The sequence below is a fragment of the Dietzia sp. UCD-THP genome, assembly GCF_000349585.1.
Taxonomy (GTDB): Bacteria; Actinomycetota; Actinomycetes; order Mycobacteriales; family Mycobacteriaceae; genus Dietzia; species Dietzia natronolimnaea_A.
On record NZ_KB714661.1, the window covers coordinates 29437 to 46921 of the forward strand.

The window sequence follows — 17485 nt, forward strand, 5'->3', positions numbered from 1 at the left end:
ATTGTGCCACCCCGGACCTACGACGCTCCGGTCGCGCCGACCCGGTGGGGTTCGACTGGCGTCAGCCCCGTGGCGTCAGATCCCGTACCGCAGGTCGATGATGGCCGGGATATCCGAATGGGGCAGGAGATCGTCAGGATGCTCCACCGAGAGGTAGTCCACGCATCGCCTCTCGTCCGGGGCCAGGGCGTACGGCTGGGAGTCGATCGACAGGCCGGTGAGCTGACGGAGTCTGCGTACCTCCCCGCGGACCGTGGCCGTGGCGTCGCTGTCGCCGTAGAGCGCCTCGGACAGGGACCGCGCCGTCCACGCCTCCCGGGACGCCAACAGTGCGAGCAACTCCGCCCGTCGCGGGGTGAGGTCGACACTCGACCCGTCGGCGCGGATCACCGACGGCCGCCACCCGAGTAGACGGATCTCGGTCACCGGGGCCCCCGTGCCCGGTCCCCCCGCCCCGCTCGCGAGCAGGGTCTCGGCCAGCCGCACACCGCAGCGGACCAGCGCCGCGGTCTCCGAACTCGAGAATCGCACCGGGTGGGAGACGTCCAGCACGCCGAGGATCCTCCCGCCGGCGTCGCGGACGGGACTGGCCGTGCACGTCCACCCGTGGTGGGCCCGCACGTAGTGCTCGCCCGCCGTGGCATGGGTCAACGTCCCGGTCTCCAACGCGAGGGAGATGCCGTTCGTTCCGATTCCCCGCTCTGACCAGTCCGCTCCCTCGGCGAACGCGATCGCGTCCGCGCGACGGAGCACTTCGGGACTGCCTGATCTCCAGAGCAGGCACCCCCGGGCGTCCGTGAGCACCACGAGGTGCCGGCCCGCGGCGGACGTGTCGGAGACCGAGGCCACCACGTCGGCGGCGATGTGCCGCAGGGGCGTGCGCCCACGCGCGTCCGACACCTGCTCACGGGTGAGGACGCGGGCGGGCAGCTCCTGATCCGGCGATATCCCGGCCGCACCGCTGCGCCTCCACGCCCGCAGGACCCGTGTGTCGAGGTCCGTGGTCGCGCCCCCGGCGAGCGCGATCCCGTGGGCCCGGATCGAGCGCTCGGCGAAGGCCCGGGGGTCGGAGAACCGTAGGGCCGGGTGCAACGACATTGCCACCCCCTGGGGACAAGAGTGTGATCTACGTCATCGCCGAAGCTACACGACACGAAGGAGCGGACATGACCCAGACGACAGCCGTCCCCACCGAGCGAGGTGGGTCGGACGAGACGATCACCGCCTGGCTCGCGGAGTTCGACGACGCCCTCCGGGCGGGGGACTCCGACCGGGCCGCGCAGCTGTTCGAACCCGAGGGCTACTGGCGCGACTTCGTGGCCTTCACCTGGAACCTCAAGACACTCGAGGGACGCGAGCAGATCCGCCGGATGCTCGACTCCCAGCTCATCGCGGTCTCACCCTCCGGCTGGTCGCTCGACGAACCCGCGAGTGCGTCGGACGGCGTGGTCGAGGCGTGGGTGACCTTCGAGACCGTGGCCGGCCGCGGATGGGCCCACCTCCGAGTGCGCGACGGAAAGGCATGGACCCTCCTGATCACGATGCAGGAGCTCAGAGGCCATGAGGAGAAGAAGCGCCGGAGCCGGGAGCAGGGTGTCGAACACGTCATCCGGCGGGGTCGCAAGACCTGGCTCGAACGGAAGCAGGAACGCCAGGAGACGCTCGGTTACACCGAGCAGCCCTACGTGGTGATCATCGGCGGAGGACAGGGCGGGATCGGACTCGCGGCCCGACTCAAGCGACTGGGCGTGCCGACCCTGGTGATCGAGAAGAACGAGCGAGCCGGCGACTCGTGGCGCAAGCGCTACAAGTCGCTCCACCTCCACGATCCGGTCTGGTACGACCACCTCCCGTACATCCCCTTCCCCGACGACTGGCCCGTCTTCCCCTCGAAGGACAAGGTCGGGGACTGGCTCGAGCACTACACCGCGATCATGGAGCTCGACTACTGGTCCGGCACGCAGTGCCTCAGCGCGGACTTCGACGACCGGTCCGGCACCTGGCGTGTCGAGGTGGACCGGCGCGGTGAGAAGGTCGAACTCCGACCCACCCAGCTGGTGTTCGCCCTCGGGGTCTCCGGCTACCCGAACATCCCTCACGTCGAGGGCGCCGAGTCGTTCGCCGGGGACCAGTGGCACTCCTCCGAGTTCACGGGTGAGGGGGACGTGGAGGGTAAGCGGGCCGTGGTGATCGGCTCGAACAACTCCGCGCACGACATCTGCGCCGCACTGTGGGACCACGGCGCCGAGGTCACCATGGTGCAGCGCTCCTCCACCCACATCGCGAGAAGTGACTCGCTCATGTCACTCGCGCTCGGACCCCTGTACTCCGAGGATGCCCTCGAGGCCGGCGTGACGACCGAGAAGGCCGACATGCTCTTCGCCTCCTGGCCCTACCGGCTGCTCCCCGGGGTGCAGATCCCCGTCTACGAGCAGATGGCGGAGAAGGACGCCGAGTTCTACGGCAGGCTCCGCGACGCCGGATTCGAGCTGGACTTCGGGGAGGACGGCTCGGGACTGTTCCTCAAGTACCTCCGTCGCGGCTCGGGGTACTACATCGACGTCGGTGCCAGTCAGCTGGTGATCGACGGCGAGGTCGCGTTGGCGCGCGGTCAGGTGACGCGGATCCACTCTGACGGAGTGGAGCTGGACGACGGGAGGATCCTGCCCGCCGACCTCATCGTCTACGCCACCGGCTACGGCTCGATGAACCAGTGGCTGACCGATCTGGTGTCCCAGGACGTGGCCGACCGGGTGGGCAAGGTCTGGGGCTACGGCTCCGACACCACCCGGGATCCCGGGCCCTGGGAGGGGGAGCTGCGCAACATGTGGAAGCCGACGAACGTCGACCAGCTCTGGATCCACGGTGGCAACCTGCACCAGTCACGGCACTACTCCAAGTACCTCGCCCTGCAGCTCAAGGCGAGGATGGAGGGCGTGCCCACCCCGGTGTACGAGGTCCAGCGCGCTCACCACCCCTGCTGACGGCGGGACCGGAAATGCACTGCGGCCCGTGATCGAGGTGTCGATCACGGGCCGCAGAGGCGCCTGGGGGGAGCTCAGCCCAGGGACAGGCCGTAGCCGCCGGGCTTGGTCGAGCGGGGGATCGAGTTCCCCTTCCCGGGTGCGGCCGGGGCAGCTGCGTCGGTGGTCGCAGCGGCGGACTCCGATTCCTCGGCCGAGGTGTCCGACGGCGACGCGGAGTCGGACTGTGACGCGGAGTCGGGCTGTGACGTGGTGTCCGCGTCCACGGCGGGCTCTGACCCGGACCCTGACGCGGGCTGAGCCGGCGTCTCTTCCGCCGGCGCGGCCGGCGTGGCCGGTGCCTTCGGAGCGCCCGGTGCCTTGGGTGCGCCGGGCGCCTTGCCCCCACCCTTCAGTCCGAGGCCGACGACGGGCTTGGCCGGCGTGGCGGGCTCGGCGTCACCGGCGGGCTCCGCCGCAGCGGTCTCGGCCGCAGTGGTCTCGGTTGCGGTGGGCGCCGCAGGCTTCGGGGCGCCGGGCGCCTTGGCTCCGCCCGGAGCCTTGGGTGCTCCCGGTGCCTTGGGCGCCCACGGGGCCTTGGCGCCGCCGCCGAGGGTGAGACCGCCGGACTTCGGAGCCCCGGTGGTGCCCGGCGCGGACCCCGTGGCGGCCTCCCTGGTCTCCTCGGTGCGCTCGGCGTCCTTGACCGCGGACTGCGCCTCGGTCGCGGACTCACCGCTCGCCTTGGCTCCGCCCGGTGCCTTCGCCCCACCGGGAGCCTTCGCCCCGCCGGGAGCCTTGGGCCCGCCGGGCGCCTTTCCGCCCCCACCGAGCGAAAGTCCGCCCGACTTGGGTGCGCCCTGCGAATCGGCGGCCGAGGGGCCGGACTCGGCGGCACTGACGGTGCCCGCGGTGCCGGCCGCAGCCACCTCGGCGCCCTCGCCCTCGTCGATGACCGGGTTGTCGGGGGCCGAGGCGGGCTCGGCGACAGCGGTCTTGGCCTCGGCCGGCGCGGCGGCCTGTGCAGCCGCCTTCTCGTCGGCCTCCTTCTCGGCCGCGGTCTTCTCGCGCTTCGGCTGCTCCAGCCACGCGGCTTCACGAGGCTCCGGCAGGCCGCCGTCGCGCGTGACGGACTCCAGCAGCAACTGGGCCACGTCCACGACCTCGACCTGGCCCTCCTGCTCGGTGCCGTCGGTCTGGGCGGTCGCGCCGTCCGAGAGCATGACGCGGCAGAACGGGCAGCCGGTGGCGATCTTGGTGGCCTTGGTCGACAACGCCTCGTCGACACGGTCGATGTTGATGCGCTTGCCGACCGTCTCCTCCATCCACATGCGCGCGCCACCGGCGCCACAGCACATGGAGCGCTGGCCGTGGCGGGGCATCTCCGTGAGTGTCACACCGGAACCGTCCATGAGCTCGCGCGGGGCCTCGTAGACCTTGTTGTGACGGCCGAGGTAGCACGGGTCGTGGTAGGTGACGCCACCATCGATCGGGGCGACCGGCACGAGTCGCTTCTCGCGCACGAGGCGGTTGAGCAGCTGCGTGTGGTGGACCACCTGGTAGTCGCCGCCGAAGTCGCCGTACTCGTTCTTGAGCGCGTTGAGACAGTGGGCACACGTCACGACGACCTTGCGCTGCCCGGTGGGCACCCCGTCGAAGGCGTTGTTCATGGTCTCGATGTTCTGCTCGGCGAGCATCTGGAACAGGAACTCGTTGCCCGCGCGGCGGGCGGAGTCACCGGTACAGGTCTCGCCCTGGCCCAGGACGGCGAACTTCACGCCGGCCGTGTGCAGCAGGGTGGCGACGGCCTGGGTGGTCTTCTTGGCGCGGTCCTCGAAGGCTCCGGCACAGCCGACCCAGAACAGGTACTCGGTGTCCGAGAAGTCCTCGATGTCGGAGCCGATGACCGGGATGTCGAAGTCGAGGGACTTCATCCACTCGTCGCGGCCCGAGTTGTTCTGCCCCCAGGGGTTGCCCTTGTTCTCGAGGTTCTTGAACAGGCCGGCGAGCTCGGTGGGGAACTCCGACTCGATGAGCACCTGGTAGCGACGCATGTCGATGAAGTGATCGACGTGCTCGATGTCCACCGGGCACTGCTCGACGCAGGCGCCACAGGTGGTGCAGGACCACAGGGCCTCCGGGTCGATGATGCCGGCGGCCATCGGGTCGTCGGACACGTCGGCGGTGGTGTGGCCGACCAGTGGGCGCTGGGCCTCGAGGCGGGCGGCCTCCGGGATCCTGGAGAGCTTCTTCTCGTCCGGGTTGCCCTCGGCGTCGACGAGTCCCGTCTCCTCGCCCATCGTGGTCTTACCACCGGCGAGCAGGTACGGGGCCTTGGCGTGAGCGTGGTCACGCAGGGCCATGATCATCAGCTTGGGGCTCAGCGGCTTGCCGGTGTTCCAGGCGGGGCACTGCTCCTGGCAGCGACCGCACTCGGTACAGGTGGAGAAGTCGAGCCAGCCCTTCCACGAGAAGTCCTCGATCGCGCCCGCACCCAGGACCGGCTCGAAGTCCTCGTCCGCCTCGGTCCGCTCCTCGATCTTCTCCATGGTCAGCGCCTCGCCGTCCATGGTCATCGGCTTGAGGGCGCCCAGCGCGGTGCGGCCGTCGGCCTCGCGCTTGAAGTAGATGTTGAAGAACGCCGAGAAGCGGTGCCAGGCGACGCCCCAGGTGATGTTGCGGCCGACCACGTACAGCCAGATCATGCCGGTGAGCAGCTTGATCAGCGCGAAGATGGAGACCATGAGCTCGTTGGCCGGCAGGATCGTGGAGATGGGGCCGGAGACCCAGTCGGTGGACCAGTGGAAGTCCTGGCCTTCGGCGCGGTACAGCGCGAGCTTGCCGGCCTTGACGAAGATCATGCCCAGGCCCTCGAGGAGGACGACGGCCTCCACGAAGTACGCGGCCCTGCGGTCGGAACCGTTGAAGCGGTTGAGGCCCCGACGCTGGTTGACCTGGCGGATGATGATGAGCACGGTGATGCCGATGACGGTGCCCAGGCCGAGGAATTCGTCGAGCCCGTGGTACCACGTCTGATCGGACAGCCACGGCCAGCCGCCGCGCGGGTTGAACGTCTGGATGTAGGCCTCGAACCAGACGATCGAGCCGAGCATGAAGCCGATCATGACGAACCAGTGGAAGAAGCCGACCGACCGCTTCCTGGCCATCCGGGTGTGGGCGGCCACCTCGACGAACGTGTTCTTCATCCGTAAGAACGGGGAGCCGAACCGGTTGAAGCCGTCCTTCTGGCCCAGCAGGATGCTCCGGACCATCCGCGATACGCCGCCGATGAATGAGGCCCAAGCAAATAAACTGAGCAGGACACCGATCGTCCCGAGAGTGATGGTCACGCCTGACATGGTTCGCGGCCTTTCGTCGCACTTCTCGACGCACGAGCACCTGACGACCCCAGGGGTGCCCGTCGACGGTCTTGTCGTTAAAGGTAAGCCACGCGGGCCCCGTCCCACGAGTTGAGGTTCCCCTTAGCGGAGTGCACTCGATTCGTGGGACGGGGCCCGCGGGTCGTTCTGGATCAGTTGGTGCGCAGCGTCAGACCGGGATGCGCGGCCAGGACGTCGGAGATCGGGACCGCCGACAGGCGCGGGACGTACCCGTTCTCCCTGGCCACGGCGTCGGCGTTGGCGCAGGTCCCGGTCTCGGCGACGTTGGAGGCGCTGGAGATCCCCAGGGCCTTGTCGCCCGAGAACACGACGCCGCCGCTGTCCCCGGGGAGGGCGCAGAGATCCACCGTGAACGCGTTGGCGATGGTGCGGGAGCCGGCGACGTCGATCATCGCGCCGACCTCGGAGACGGTGCCACAGGAGAAACCGGTCCGGAACCCGGTCTTGCAGGCTTTCTGTCCGACGACCGGGTCGGCTGTGCCGGTGATCGCCTGGGTGGTGTCGGGGCCGGCGCCGACCAGGTTGGTGCGGAAGCGGTCGGCGAGCTCCGGGTCGACGGCCACGAGCGCCGTGTCGATGCCGTCGCGCTGGGTCCGCGTCATGGTGCCGAACTCCTCGCCGTCGGCGAACGCGGCGCGGGTGCCATCGGCGCCCGCACAGTGCGCGGCGGTGACGACGACGGGCGTGCCGTCGAGCTCGCCGTTGAACCCGGTGGAGCACTCGAGGATCCCGCCCGGGACCGCGACGGAGTAGGCGGTGCCCCCGGTGATGGGGCCGGTCGGCGCGGGGCCGTCGGCGCGTGTCTGGTTCTCGGGGACCGGGGTGACGGGGTCCGCCATCGTCTGGCTCATCCCGTCGATGATCGAGCCGGTGCCGGGAGTGAGACCGGACAGTAGCTCGACGATCGTCCGCATCGGGCCCTCGGGGATGACGCCGGTCTGGTTGAGCAGGGCCAGGCTGCCGAGCGATCCGGAGTCGCCACCGGTGGCGGTCGGGCCCGGTGCGCCGGCGCGGGTCGTGGCGGGTTCGAGCCCCTGGGTGGTCGGTTCGCCGTCGGACTGGGTCCCGCCCGCCTCACTGCCGAACGGTGCGGTGTCCCACGCGGGGTCGGGGGCCTCGGTCATGTCGATCTCGGCGAGGTCCTTCAGCCGGGCGGTGAGGTTGCCCAGCTGGGCGGCCTCGCCGCCGCGGGTGGCCACGACCACGGTGTTGCGGGTGGGGTCGACCCGCACCCCGGTGACGAGCGATCGAAGGTCCTCCGGGAGGTCGTCGACGATCTTGCCCACCTGTCGCTCGCGAGCGGTGAGCTCCTCGGTGGTCAGGGCCACGTCCTGCACGGTGAACCCGGCGTCGGTGGCCTCGGCACGCAGCAGGTCGCCGGCCTCCCCGGCGACCACGCCCACCAGGCCCGTGCCCTCCTCGTCCAGCCACACGCCGCCGAAGGAGTCGCGGAACGCCTTCTCCCAGCGAGGCCGGGATTCGGCGAGGCGCTCGCCGATACCGGCCTGGTCCAGGAACTGCTCGGGGGTCAGCCCCAGGTCCCGGCGAAGGGCCTCGACCAGCGAGGTCAACTGGGACCCCAGGGCGGAGTCGAGGGTGGGTAGCACCTGCGAGTCCGCCGGTGCGGGGGCGGCGGGCGCAGGGGAGGGGGCGGCGCCGGCGGGGGCCGCTGTGACGACCAGGGCCGCGGCGGCGGTGAGGGCGGCGAGTCTCGTGGTGGTGCGCATGGTGGCCTTCCGTGATGCACGGTGGACGACTTCAGGTCGCCCAGTTGAGGCCAAGATTACGAAGATGTGATTACTGAGTCCAGTGCGACACGTGTGATTAGTGGGATTGATGTGTCAGGCGGCGCCCACCTGGAGGCCCGGGAAGCGCGACGAGATCGCCCCGACGGTCACCCCGACCATCGTCGGGACCGTTCCGCGGAGCGCGAGGTCGGTCCGGGCCGCCTCGCAGTTGGGGTAGGGCTGGTCGTACCTGTCGAAGGCGTTGGACAGGCTGGTCACGGCGACCGCACGGGTCGCGGAGAACACCACCCCTCCGCTGTCGCCCGCGATCGCGCACAGGTTGATCGTGACGTTCCTGACCCCACCCGGTGTCGCCGAGTCGACGCCGGACACCGACCCGCACGTGTGACCCGTCCGTTGGCCGTACTTGCACAGGATCTGCCCCCTGACCGGGGACTGCGTGCCGGACAGGGCGATGGGCAGCGCGTTCTCGCCGAGGACGTGGGAGTTCCGGAATCGCGGGCGGACCTCGGGGTCGACGGTGATCAGCGCCGCGTCCATGCCCTCGTCGGCCTCGGCGGAGGTGAAGGCTCCGAGTCTCGGCGACCTGCTGTCCTCAGAGACAGTGCCGGGGCGGAACACCGACTGGCCCGTCGTCTGGTCGGTGAAGGAACTGCAGTGGGCCACGGTGATGTTGACGACCCGTCCGTCACGTATCCCGTTGAATCCCAGGGAACACCAGTTGGCGACGGTGCGGGAGGGGGACAGAACGTACATGCGGGTCCCGCCCACCATGGAGTTCGACAACAGGGTGCCCGGGTCCGGGTTCGGGGGGTCCGGCGCGTCGAGGATGGCCGCTCCCGACCCGAGCGACCCCTGGGCGGGTCGCAGGCCTGCGGCGCGCACGCCCGCCCCGAGGTCGGCGGGGGGCGCGGGAGCGGTAGCCGAGTCCTCCACCACCACGGTGACGTCGCCCGTGGAGGGGTCGACCTCGATCGCGCTCACGCCGTCCCGCTGGCCCGGGGGAAGGGAGTCCGCCCAGTCCTGTGCCCGCTCCGCGGTCTCGTCCAGTTGCCGGGCCGGGGCGGGAGCGGAGGACACCGAGAACCCACGGGACCGCGCGTCCGCGATCAACATCTCCGAGCGCTCGGAGTCCCGGACCACCGCCACCTGACCGGTCGCTCCGACGATCTGCACGCCCGCGAAGGCCTCGGGGAACCGGGCGGTGTAGTCGTCCGAGGCGTCGGCCAGGCGGTCGGCCAGGACGGATTGGGATCGGAATGCCGCCGGGGTGGCGCCGACCTCCGCGAGTGCGTCCTCGAGGGTCTCGTGACCGATTGCACTCTGGGCGCGCGAGTCGTCCACTGCCGGGACCCCGTCGCGTGGCTGTGTCTGGTCGAGGGGCTGTGCCTGGGCGGCGACCGGGGTCGCGATCACGAGCACGGCGAGCATGGCGCCGAGCGTCGATCGGCGGCGGGGGTGGTGTCGCATGGGGGCCACTGTTCTTCTGGGGGCGGGGTGGGGCCGGCCGGGCCGGTGAACGTCGATCGTAGGACCGCAGTGGCGTCGGCGGGCAGTTTCGGCCCGGGCAGTACAGCGCGCGTTCCCGGCGTGACCTGACTCGGTGACCAGTTCGGTCAGCGGTTAGGCTGCGGCTCGGCGGCGACGCCGTTCCAGCCGTGGCACGGGCCTACTCGGGGTTCGGCACCGGGTGTGCGCCCGAGAGGCGGGTGGCCCACGCCGCGTGCCCCTCAGGCCGCATCCCCTACACCGCATCCCCTACACCGCATCCCGAACCGCATCCCGAACCGCAGCCCCTACACCGGAGGTCCCATGTCCGACGCCGACGCCGCACTGCACGACGCGCTCGAGTCCGTGGTGGCCCGAAACCCCGGGCAAAAACTCTTCCGGCAGGCCGTGCACGAGGTGCTCGAGTCCCTCGCCCCCGTGGTCCGGCAGCATCCGGAGTACGTCGAGGGAGGGATCCTCACGCGGATCGTCGAGCCCGAACGCGTGGTGTCCTTCCGCGTGCCGTGGGTGGACGACTCGGGAGCGATCCGGGTCCAGCGCGGTTTCCGGGTCCAGTTCAGTTCGGACCTGGGGCCGTACAAGGGTGGCCTGCGGTTCCACCGGTCCGTCGACGAGGACACCCTGAAATTCCTCGGGTTCGAGCAGGTCTTCAAGAACGCCCTCACCGGCCTGGGGCTGGGCGGCGGCAAGGGCGGCTCGGACTTCGACCCCCACGGCCGGAGTGACGGCGAGGTCATGCGTTTCTGTCAGTCGTTCATGGCCGAACTCGCCCATCACATCGGGGCGGATCTGGACGTCCCGGCCGGGGACATCGGCGTGGGCGCCCGCGAGATCGGCTACCTGTACGGCCAATACCGTAAGGTGACCGGCCGGAACGAGGCGGGAGTGATCACCGGCAAGTCGGTCGTCTACGGGGGGTCCTGGGCCAGGACCGAGGCCACCGGGTACGGGCTCGTCTACTACGTCCGCGAGATGCTGCGCGAGACCGACTTCGGGCTCGACGGGGCGCGGGTGGTCGTGTCCGGTTCCGGCAACGTCGCCCAGTACGCGGCGAGGAAGGCCACGCAGCTGGGAGCCACGGTCGTGGCCTGTTCGGACAGCTCCGGCTACGTGGTCGACGAGAAGGGCCTCGACCTGGACCTGCTCGCCGACGTCAAGGACGTCCGGCGGGAGAGGCTCTCGGTCTATGCGCAGGAGCGGGGCGACTGCGAGTTCGTCGAGGGGCGCCCGGTATGGGAGGTGACGTGCGACATCGCTCTCCCCTGCGCGACCCAGAACGAACTCGACGGCGACGCCGCGCGGACACTGGCCGCGAACGGATGCCGGCTGGTGGCCGAGGGCGCCAACATGCCCTGCACCGAAGAGGCCGTCGAGGTGATCCACGACAAGGGCATCCTGTTCGGCCCCGCCAAGGCCGCGAACGCAGGCGGTGTCGCCACCAGTGGACTCGAGATGCGACAGAACGCGGGCCGACTGCAGTGGGATTTCGAGCGCGTCGATTCGGAACTCGACCGCATCATGACCAACATCCACGCCACCACGGCCGCCACCGCCGAGGAGTACGGGATGCCGGGTGACCTTGCCGCCGGTGCGAACATCGCCGGCTTCCGCCGGGTCGCGGACGCGATGCTCGCGCAGGGCGTCATCTAGCCCCGCCCATTCCCCCGTCGGGAAGACTGTTCCGCACGCATCGCCCGAGAGGCAGGTGTGCGGAACGCTCTTGTCGTTGAGGATGCGTGCGGGCGTGCGGGCGTGCGGGCGTGCGGGCGTGCGGGCGTGCGGGCGTGCGGGCGTGCGGGCGTGCGGGGCGTGCGGGCGGGCAGGCGCGTGGAGGGGCGTCACGGCTGCTTGAGTCGGGTGGGCGCAGTTTTTGGCGTAATCTGAGTCATAATGGGAATCGATGCGCCCGGTCGGTAGTTGTACGAGGCGTCAAACCTCAGCGAGCCCGGCTCAACTTGGGTTGACGGCACCCGCTCCGACAGGCAGTGTGGTGTCACTGATCCGAGTCTTGAGCCGGGTCTGCTTAACAACGGTATTTCGGTCCACCCCCGTCCGCGGTCGAGTACGCGGAGAGAAGGAGAACATCATGGGACGTGCAGTCGGCATCGACCTCGGCACCACCAATTCCTGCGTCGCCGTCCTCGAGGGCGGCGAGGCCAACGTGATCGCCAACGCCGAGGGGTCGCGCACGACCCCGTCGGTCGTGGCGTTCGCCAAGAACGGCGAGGTCCTCGTGGGCCAGCCCGCGAAGAACCAGGCGGTCACCAACGTCGACCGCACCATCCGCTCGGTCAAGCGCCACATCGGCACGGACTGGAAGTCGGCCTCGATCGACGACAAGAACTACACCCCGCAGGAGATCAGCGCGCGCACGCTGCAGAAGCTCAAGCGCGACGCCGAGTCCTACCTCGGTGAGGACGTGACGGACGCCGTCATCACCGTGCCCGCGTACTTCAACGACGCCCAGCGACAGGCCACCAAGGACGCCGGCCAGATCGCCGGCCTCAACGTCCTGCGCATCGTCAACGAGCCCACCGCGGCCGCGCTGGCCTACGGACTGGACAAGGGCGACAAGGAGCAGACCATCCTGGTCTTCGACCTCGGTGGCGGCACCTTCGACGTCTCCCTGCTCGACATCGGCGACGGCGTCGTCGAGGTCCGTGCGACCTCCGGCGACAACCACCTCGGCGGCGACGACTGGGACCAGCGGATCGTCGACTGGCTGGTCGACAAGTTCAAGGCCCAGAACGGCATCGACCTCACCAAGGACAAGATGGCGCTCCAGCGCCTGCGTGAGGCCGCCGAGAAGGCGAAGATCGAGCTGTCCAGCGGACAGTCCACCTCGATCAACCTGCCCTACATCACGGTCGACGCGGAGAAGAACCCGCTCTTCCTCGACGAGACGCTGACGCGCTCGGAGTTCCAGAAGATCACCCAGGACCTGCTCGACCGCTGCCGTCAGCCGTTCCAGGCCGTCATCAAGGACGCCGGGATCTCGATCTCGTCGATCGACCACGTGGTCCTGGTCGGCGGTTCGACCCGTATGCCGGCCGTGACCGACCTGGTCAAGGAGCTCACCGGGGGCAAGGAGCCCAACAAGGGCGTCAACCCGGACGAGGTCGTGGCCGTCGGTGCCGCGCTGCAGGCCGGCGTGCTCCGCGGCGAGGTCAAGGACGTGCTCCTGCTCGACGTGACCCCGCTGTCGCTGGGCATCGAGACCAAGGGTGGCGTGATGACCAAGCTCATCGAGCGCAACACCACGATTCCCACCAAGCGGTCCGAGACCTTCACCACGGCGGACGACAACCAGCCGTCGGTGCAGATCCAGGTGTTCCAGGGTGAGCGCGAGATGGCGGCTCAGAACAAGCTGCTCGGCTCGTTCGAGCTCGCCGGCATCGCCCCCGCGCCGCGCGGGGTGCCGCAGATCGAGGTCACCTTCGACATCGACGCCAACGGCATCGTCCACGTGACGGCCAAGGACAAGGGCACCGGCAAGGAGAACACGATCATCATCCAGGACGGCTCGGGCCTGTCCAAGGAGGAGATCGACCAGATGATCAAGGACGCCGAGGCCCACGCGGAGGAGGACCACAAGCGCCGCGAGGAGGCCGACGCCCGCAACCAGGCCGAGTCCACCATCTACCAGACGGAGAAGTTCGTCTCGGAGAACGAGGACAAGGTCCCCGCGGACAAGAAGGAGTCCCTCCAGGCCGCGATCGACGAGGCCAAGTCCGCCCTCGAGGGTTCGGACGTCGACGCCATCAAGGCCGCCGTGGAGAAGGTCAACACCGAGGCCCAGGCCGTCGGCCAGGCCATCTACGAGGCCGCCGCGGCCGAGGGCGCCGAGGCGGGAGACCCCGGTTCCACGGGCTCGGCTGACGACGACGTCGTCGACGCCGAGGTCGTGGACGAGGACGAGCCGAAGGAGGGCGACAAGTGACGGAGGTGACCGGAGTACCCGATCCCGGCGACCCGGAGGCCACCGACGAGGAGGCCGTGGACGAGAAGTACGTCCAGGACGCCCCCGTCGCCCCCGAGGCCGAGATCGTGGCCGAAGGCGCGGCCGACGTCGCTCCCGATGAGGTCGAGGCCGCGGCAGAAGATGACGAGACAGTCAGGGGTGAGTTCCAGTGACCACGCCACACGCTGACGGTCCGGAGACGGACAAGGCCGCCTGGGCCGGTGGTGACGCCGAGGACGTGGCCGCCGCCCGGGCGGTGGACGAGGAGTCCGGCGCCGCACCCTCGGAGGCGGTGGAAGGGGAGATCGTCGAGGACGATCCCGCCCCGTCCGCCGATGGCGCCACCGACGGTGGCGCCGGTGAGCCGTCGTCGGAGGACCCCTCGGCCGCGCTGCAGGCCCAGCTCGACGAGCGGACGGCGGACCTGCAGCGGGTGTCGGCGGAGTTCGCCAACTACCGCCGCCGCGTCGAGCGGGACCGCCAGACCATCATCGACACCGCCAAGGGGTCGGTTCTCACCGAACTGCTGACGATTGTCGACGACCTGGAGCGGGCACGGGCGCACGGAGACCTGGAGGAGGGGCCGCTCAAGGCCTTCGCCGACAGGATCCACTCCGTCCTGGCCTCCCAGGGGGTCGAGCCCTTCGGCGAGGAGGGCGACCCGTTCGATCCGTCGGTGCACGAGGCCGTCCAGGACGAGTCGGAGGGTTCCGAGCCCGTGTTGGGCACGATCCTGCGCAAGGGCTACCGCCACGGCGAGCGGACACTGCGCTCGGCGATGGTCACCGTCCGCTGACCTGTTCCGCCCCACCGCCGGTGTGTGGTCACCCGCGCACCGGCGGCCGGGGTGGGAAAATGAGTGTTCGAGAATCGTAGGACCCGATCGAGGAAGGAGGCGTCTGGTGAGTCAGCGCGAATGGGTCGAGAAGGACTACTACGCCGAGCTGGGCGTCTCCAAGAACGCCACGGCGGACGAGATCCGCAAGGCGTACCGCAAGCTCGCGAGCGACAACCACCCGGACAAGAACCCGGGGAATGCGGCGGCCGAGGAGAAGTTCAAGCGGGTCGGCGAGGCCAACAGCGTCATCGGTGACCCCGCCAAACGTAAGGAGTACGACGAGTTCCGGGCGCAGGTCTCCTCCGGAGGGTTCGGTGGCTTCGCACCCCCGGGGGGCGGCAGGTTCACCACCACCAGCGGCGACTTCGACATCGGCGACCTCTTCGGAGGTGCGGCCGGGGCCGGCGGCGCCGGGGGATCCGGGGGATTCTCCGACCTCTTCGGCGGGCTGTTCACCCAGGGCCGCGGCGGCGGCGCCCCCGGCGCGGGTCGCGGTCGGGCCCAGCGGCCGCAGGGCGGGCAGGACGTCGAGACCTCTCTCACCCTGTCGTTCCGCGAGGCCGCCCTCGGCGAGACCGTGCAGATCAGGCTCTCGTCCGCCTCGCCCTGCCTGACCTGTCACGGCAGCGGTGCCCGGCCGGGCACCAGCCCCAAGGTGTGCAGCACCTGTCACGGGGCCGGGGTCACCCAGCGCTCCCAGGGCGCGTTCGGTTTCGCCGAACCCTGCACGGACTGCGGCGGCACCGGATCCAAGATCGACGACCCGTGCCCGGACTGTGCGGGCAGCGGCGTCACCGATCGGGCCCGCACCATCAACGTCAAGGTGCCCGCCGGGGTCCAGGACGGACAACGCATCCGGCTCTCGGGTCAGGGGGAGGCCGGGTTCCGCGGCGCGCCCTCGGGAGACCTGTACGTCACTGTCACCGTGTCGAAGGACCCCGTGTTCGATCGCGACGGCGCGGACCTGCTCGTGGAGCTCCCGGTCTCCTATCCCGAGCTCGTCCGGGGCGCCCAGGTGTCGGTGCCCACGCTCACCGGACGGGTGACGGTCAAGGTCCCGGCCGGGTCCCGCGACGGGCAGATCCTGCGGGTCCGCGGGCGAGGAATCGCACGCAAGTCCGGGACCGGTGACCTCAAGGTCACCCTCCGGGTGGCCACCCCGCCCGCCGGGATGGCCGAGGCCGAGCTCGCCGCCTATGACGAGGCGTTGCGGGCGGCCGGCTTCGATCCGCGGTCTGGCTGGGCCGGGTCGGCATGAGCCCCCGGCGGGACGTGGGAGACCTGTCTCCCGACGACAGCGTCCTGGTGATCTCCGTGGCCGCCGAGCTGTCGGGCCTGCACGCCCAGACCCTGCGCACCTACGACCGGCTGGGCATCGTCACACCCGAACGCACCAGCGGTGGCGGTCGGCGCTACTCCCTGCGCGATGTGGCGATGCTGCGCGAGGTCCAGCGGCTAAGCCAGGACGAGGGCGTCAACCTCGCCGGCATCAAACGCATCATCGAACTCACCAACCAGGTCGACGCCCTTCAGTCCCGGGTCCGCGAGCTGGCCGACGAACTCGCGGAGCTCCGCTCCGGCTCGGCCCGGGGGCGCGTCGGCGGTGAGTTGGTGCACGTGCCACGCTCGACCTCGGTCGTGGTCTGGCGCCCTCGCCACCAGCGCGGGGACCACTGACGTCGCGATCCTGTGGATGATGAACGAATTGTCCTAGGATAGGCTTACCTCTTACAGTGGTCCGGTGACGATCGAGCAGGTGGGCCACACCGGGCGGGTGGGTGGACTCGCGGGGCCTCTCGCCGCCCGAGGCCGCGCGGTGGCCGTGATCAGCGACGAGACCACCCTCACCTACACCGATCTCGCCCTCCGGGTCTGCGCCCGGGCGGCCGAGTACCCGTCGGTCGCCACGGGACGTCGGATGATCGGCCTGATCGGGGGCAACACCACCGACTTCCTCATCGACTATCTCGCCGCGCACGAGGCGGGTCATGCCGTCCTGCTCCTACCACCGGAGAGCGCGGCCACGCGGGCTCTCGTCGAGTCGTGGACCCCGGACGTCCTCGCGGGCGCGGGACAGGCGATCCCGGCCTCCGCGCACCACACCCCGCCGCGGCACGACCTGCACCCGGACCTGGCCCTGCTGCTCAGCACCTCGGGGTCCACCGGGTCGCCCAAACTCGTCCGGCAGTCGCGCCGGGCCGTGCTGTCGAATGCCGCGGCGATCGCCGAGTACCTCCGCATCGTGCCCGCCGACCGCGCCATCACCACCCTCCCGCCGCACTACTGTTACGGGCTGTCGGTGATCCACAGCCACCTGCTCGCGGGCGCCTCGGTGGTGCTCAACGAGGACTCCGTGGCGAGCCACGAGTTCTGGGAACGGGCGGGCGCCCACGGCGTGACGACCTTCGCCGCCGTCCCCCACACCGTCGAGTTGCTCGAGCGGGTGGGTCTGGACCGGCTGGACCACCTCACCCGCCTGCGCTACCTCACCCAGGCCGGCGGTCGACTGGCACCGGAGAAGGTGCGCACCCTCGCCGAGCGGCTCGAGGCCAGGGGCGCCGAGCTCGTGGTGATGTACGGCCAGACCGAGGCCACCGCCCGAATGGGCTACCTCCCCCCGCAGCTCGCCCGCAGCCGCGCCGGGGCGATCGGCGTCGCGATCCCCGGTGGTGCCTTCCGCGTGGACCGCCCGCACGGTACCGATCCCGATGCCCCCGGAGAACTGGTCTACACCGGCCCCAACGTGATGATGGGCTACGCCCGCGAGTCGGCCGACCTGTCCCGCGGTCCCGAGCTGACGGAGCTACGGACCGGGGACCTCGCGCGGATCGCCCCGGACGGCCTGGTGGAGATCGTCGGCCGCATGGGGCGCGAGGCCAAGATCTTCGGCCACCGGATCGACCTCGGGCGGGTCGAGGCCGCTCTTGCCGACCGCGGCCTGGACGCCTGGTGTGTCGGCGAACCCGATCGACTGGTGGTGGTGACGAGGCACGACACCACCGCGCACGACACCACCGCGCACGACACGACCGCGCAGGACACCACCGCGCACGACACGACCGCGC

General features: G+C 70.2%; 12 protein-coding genes. 8 read left to right on the forward strand and 4 right to left on the reverse strand.

Going from position 1 to position 17485, the window contains the following annotated elements:
* Nucleotides 1–75: 75 nt before the first annotated feature.
* Complete coding sequence (locus tag H483_RS36805; RefSeq protein WP_017838411.1) at nt 76–1098, reverse strand: helix-turn-helix domain-containing protein; 1023 nt, start codon at nt 1096–1098, stop codon at nt 76–78.
* 68 nt (nt 1099–1166) lie between these two features.
* Here H483_RS36805 and H483_RS36810 point away from each other — a divergent pair, with 68 nt between their 5' ends.
* Nucleotides 1167–2984 (forward strand): NAD(P)/FAD-dependent oxidoreductase, encoded by a 1818-nt coding sequence (locus H483_RS36810; RefSeq protein WP_017838412.1) that lies wholly within the window; start codon nt 1167–1169, stop codon nt 2982–2984.
* 74 nt (nt 2985–3058) lie between these two features.
* On the opposite strand, the gene H483_RS36815 is transcribed toward H483_RS36810, so the two are convergent.
* The 3 genes from H483_RS36815 to H483_RS36825 form a co-directional block, all read right to left on the reverse strand.
* On the reverse strand, nt 3059–6322 hold the full coding sequence (locus H483_RS36815; protein WP_031265308.1) for a (Fe-S)-binding protein: 3264 nt from the start codon (nt 6320–6322) through the stop codon (nt 3059–3061).
* A gap of 173 nt (nt 6323–6495) precedes the next feature.
* Complete coding sequence (locus H483_RS36820) at nt 6496–8091, reverse strand: S1 family peptidase (RefSeq protein WP_017838414.1); 1596 nt, start codon at nt 8089–8091, stop codon at nt 6496–6498.
* Between the two features lie 114 nt (nt 8092–8205).
* Entirely contained in the window at nt 8206–9582 is a 1377-nt protein-coding gene (locus H483_RS36825; protein ID WP_238556405.1) for a S1 family peptidase, read from the reverse strand.
* Between the two features lie 342 nt (nt 9583–9924).
* On the opposite strand from H483_RS36825, the gene gdhA reads away from it, so the two are divergent.
* The 7 genes from gdhA to H483_RS36860 form a co-directional block, all read left to right on the forward strand.
* Nucleotides 9925–11271 carry an NADP-specific glutamate dehydrogenase gene (gene gdhA, locus H483_RS36830; RefSeq protein WP_017838416.1) on the forward strand — a complete coding sequence of 449 codons (1347 nt, stop codon included), beginning with the start codon at nt 9925–9927 and terminating at the stop codon, nt 11269–11271.
* Nucleotides 11272–11707: 436 nt separating this feature from the next.
* Complete coding sequence (dnaK, locus tag H483_RS36835; RefSeq protein WP_017838417.1) at nt 11708–13561, forward strand: molecular chaperone DnaK; 1854 nt, start codon at nt 11708–11710, stop codon at nt 13559–13561.
* Nucleotides 13558–13755, forward strand: coding sequence for a hypothetical protein (locus tag H483_RS36840; protein WP_017838418.1), 198 nt, complete (start codon nt 13558–13560; stop codon nt 13753–13755). The genes dnaK and H483_RS36840 overlap by 4 nt, the downstream gene beginning before the upstream one ends.
* The gene (grpE, locus tag H483_RS36845; protein WP_017838419.1) at nt 13752–14378 is read left to right on the forward strand and encodes a nucleotide exchange factor GrpE; all 627 of its coding nucleotides are present in this window, start codon (nt 13752–13754) and stop codon (nt 14376–14378) included. Before H483_RS36840 ends, grpE begins: the two co-directional genes overlap by 4 nt.
* Nucleotides 14379–14484: 106 nt before the next feature.
* The gene (gene dnaJ, locus H483_RS36850) at nt 14485–15678 is read left to right on the forward strand and encodes a molecular chaperone DnaJ (protein ID WP_017838420.1); all 1194 of its coding nucleotides are present in this window, start codon (nt 14485–14487) and stop codon (nt 15676–15678) included.
* Nucleotides 15675–16097, forward strand: coding sequence for a heat shock protein transcriptional repressor HspR (locus H483_RS36855; protein WP_031265310.1), 423 nt, complete (start codon nt 15675–15677; stop codon nt 16095–16097). Before dnaJ ends, H483_RS36855 begins: the two co-directional genes overlap by 4 nt.
* 64 nt (nt 16098–16161) lie before the next feature.
* Nucleotides 16162–17485, forward strand: a 1324-nt coding sequence (locus H483_RS36860) for an AMP-binding protein (RefSeq protein ID WP_193746911.1), incomplete at its 3' end; no start/stop codon positions are given.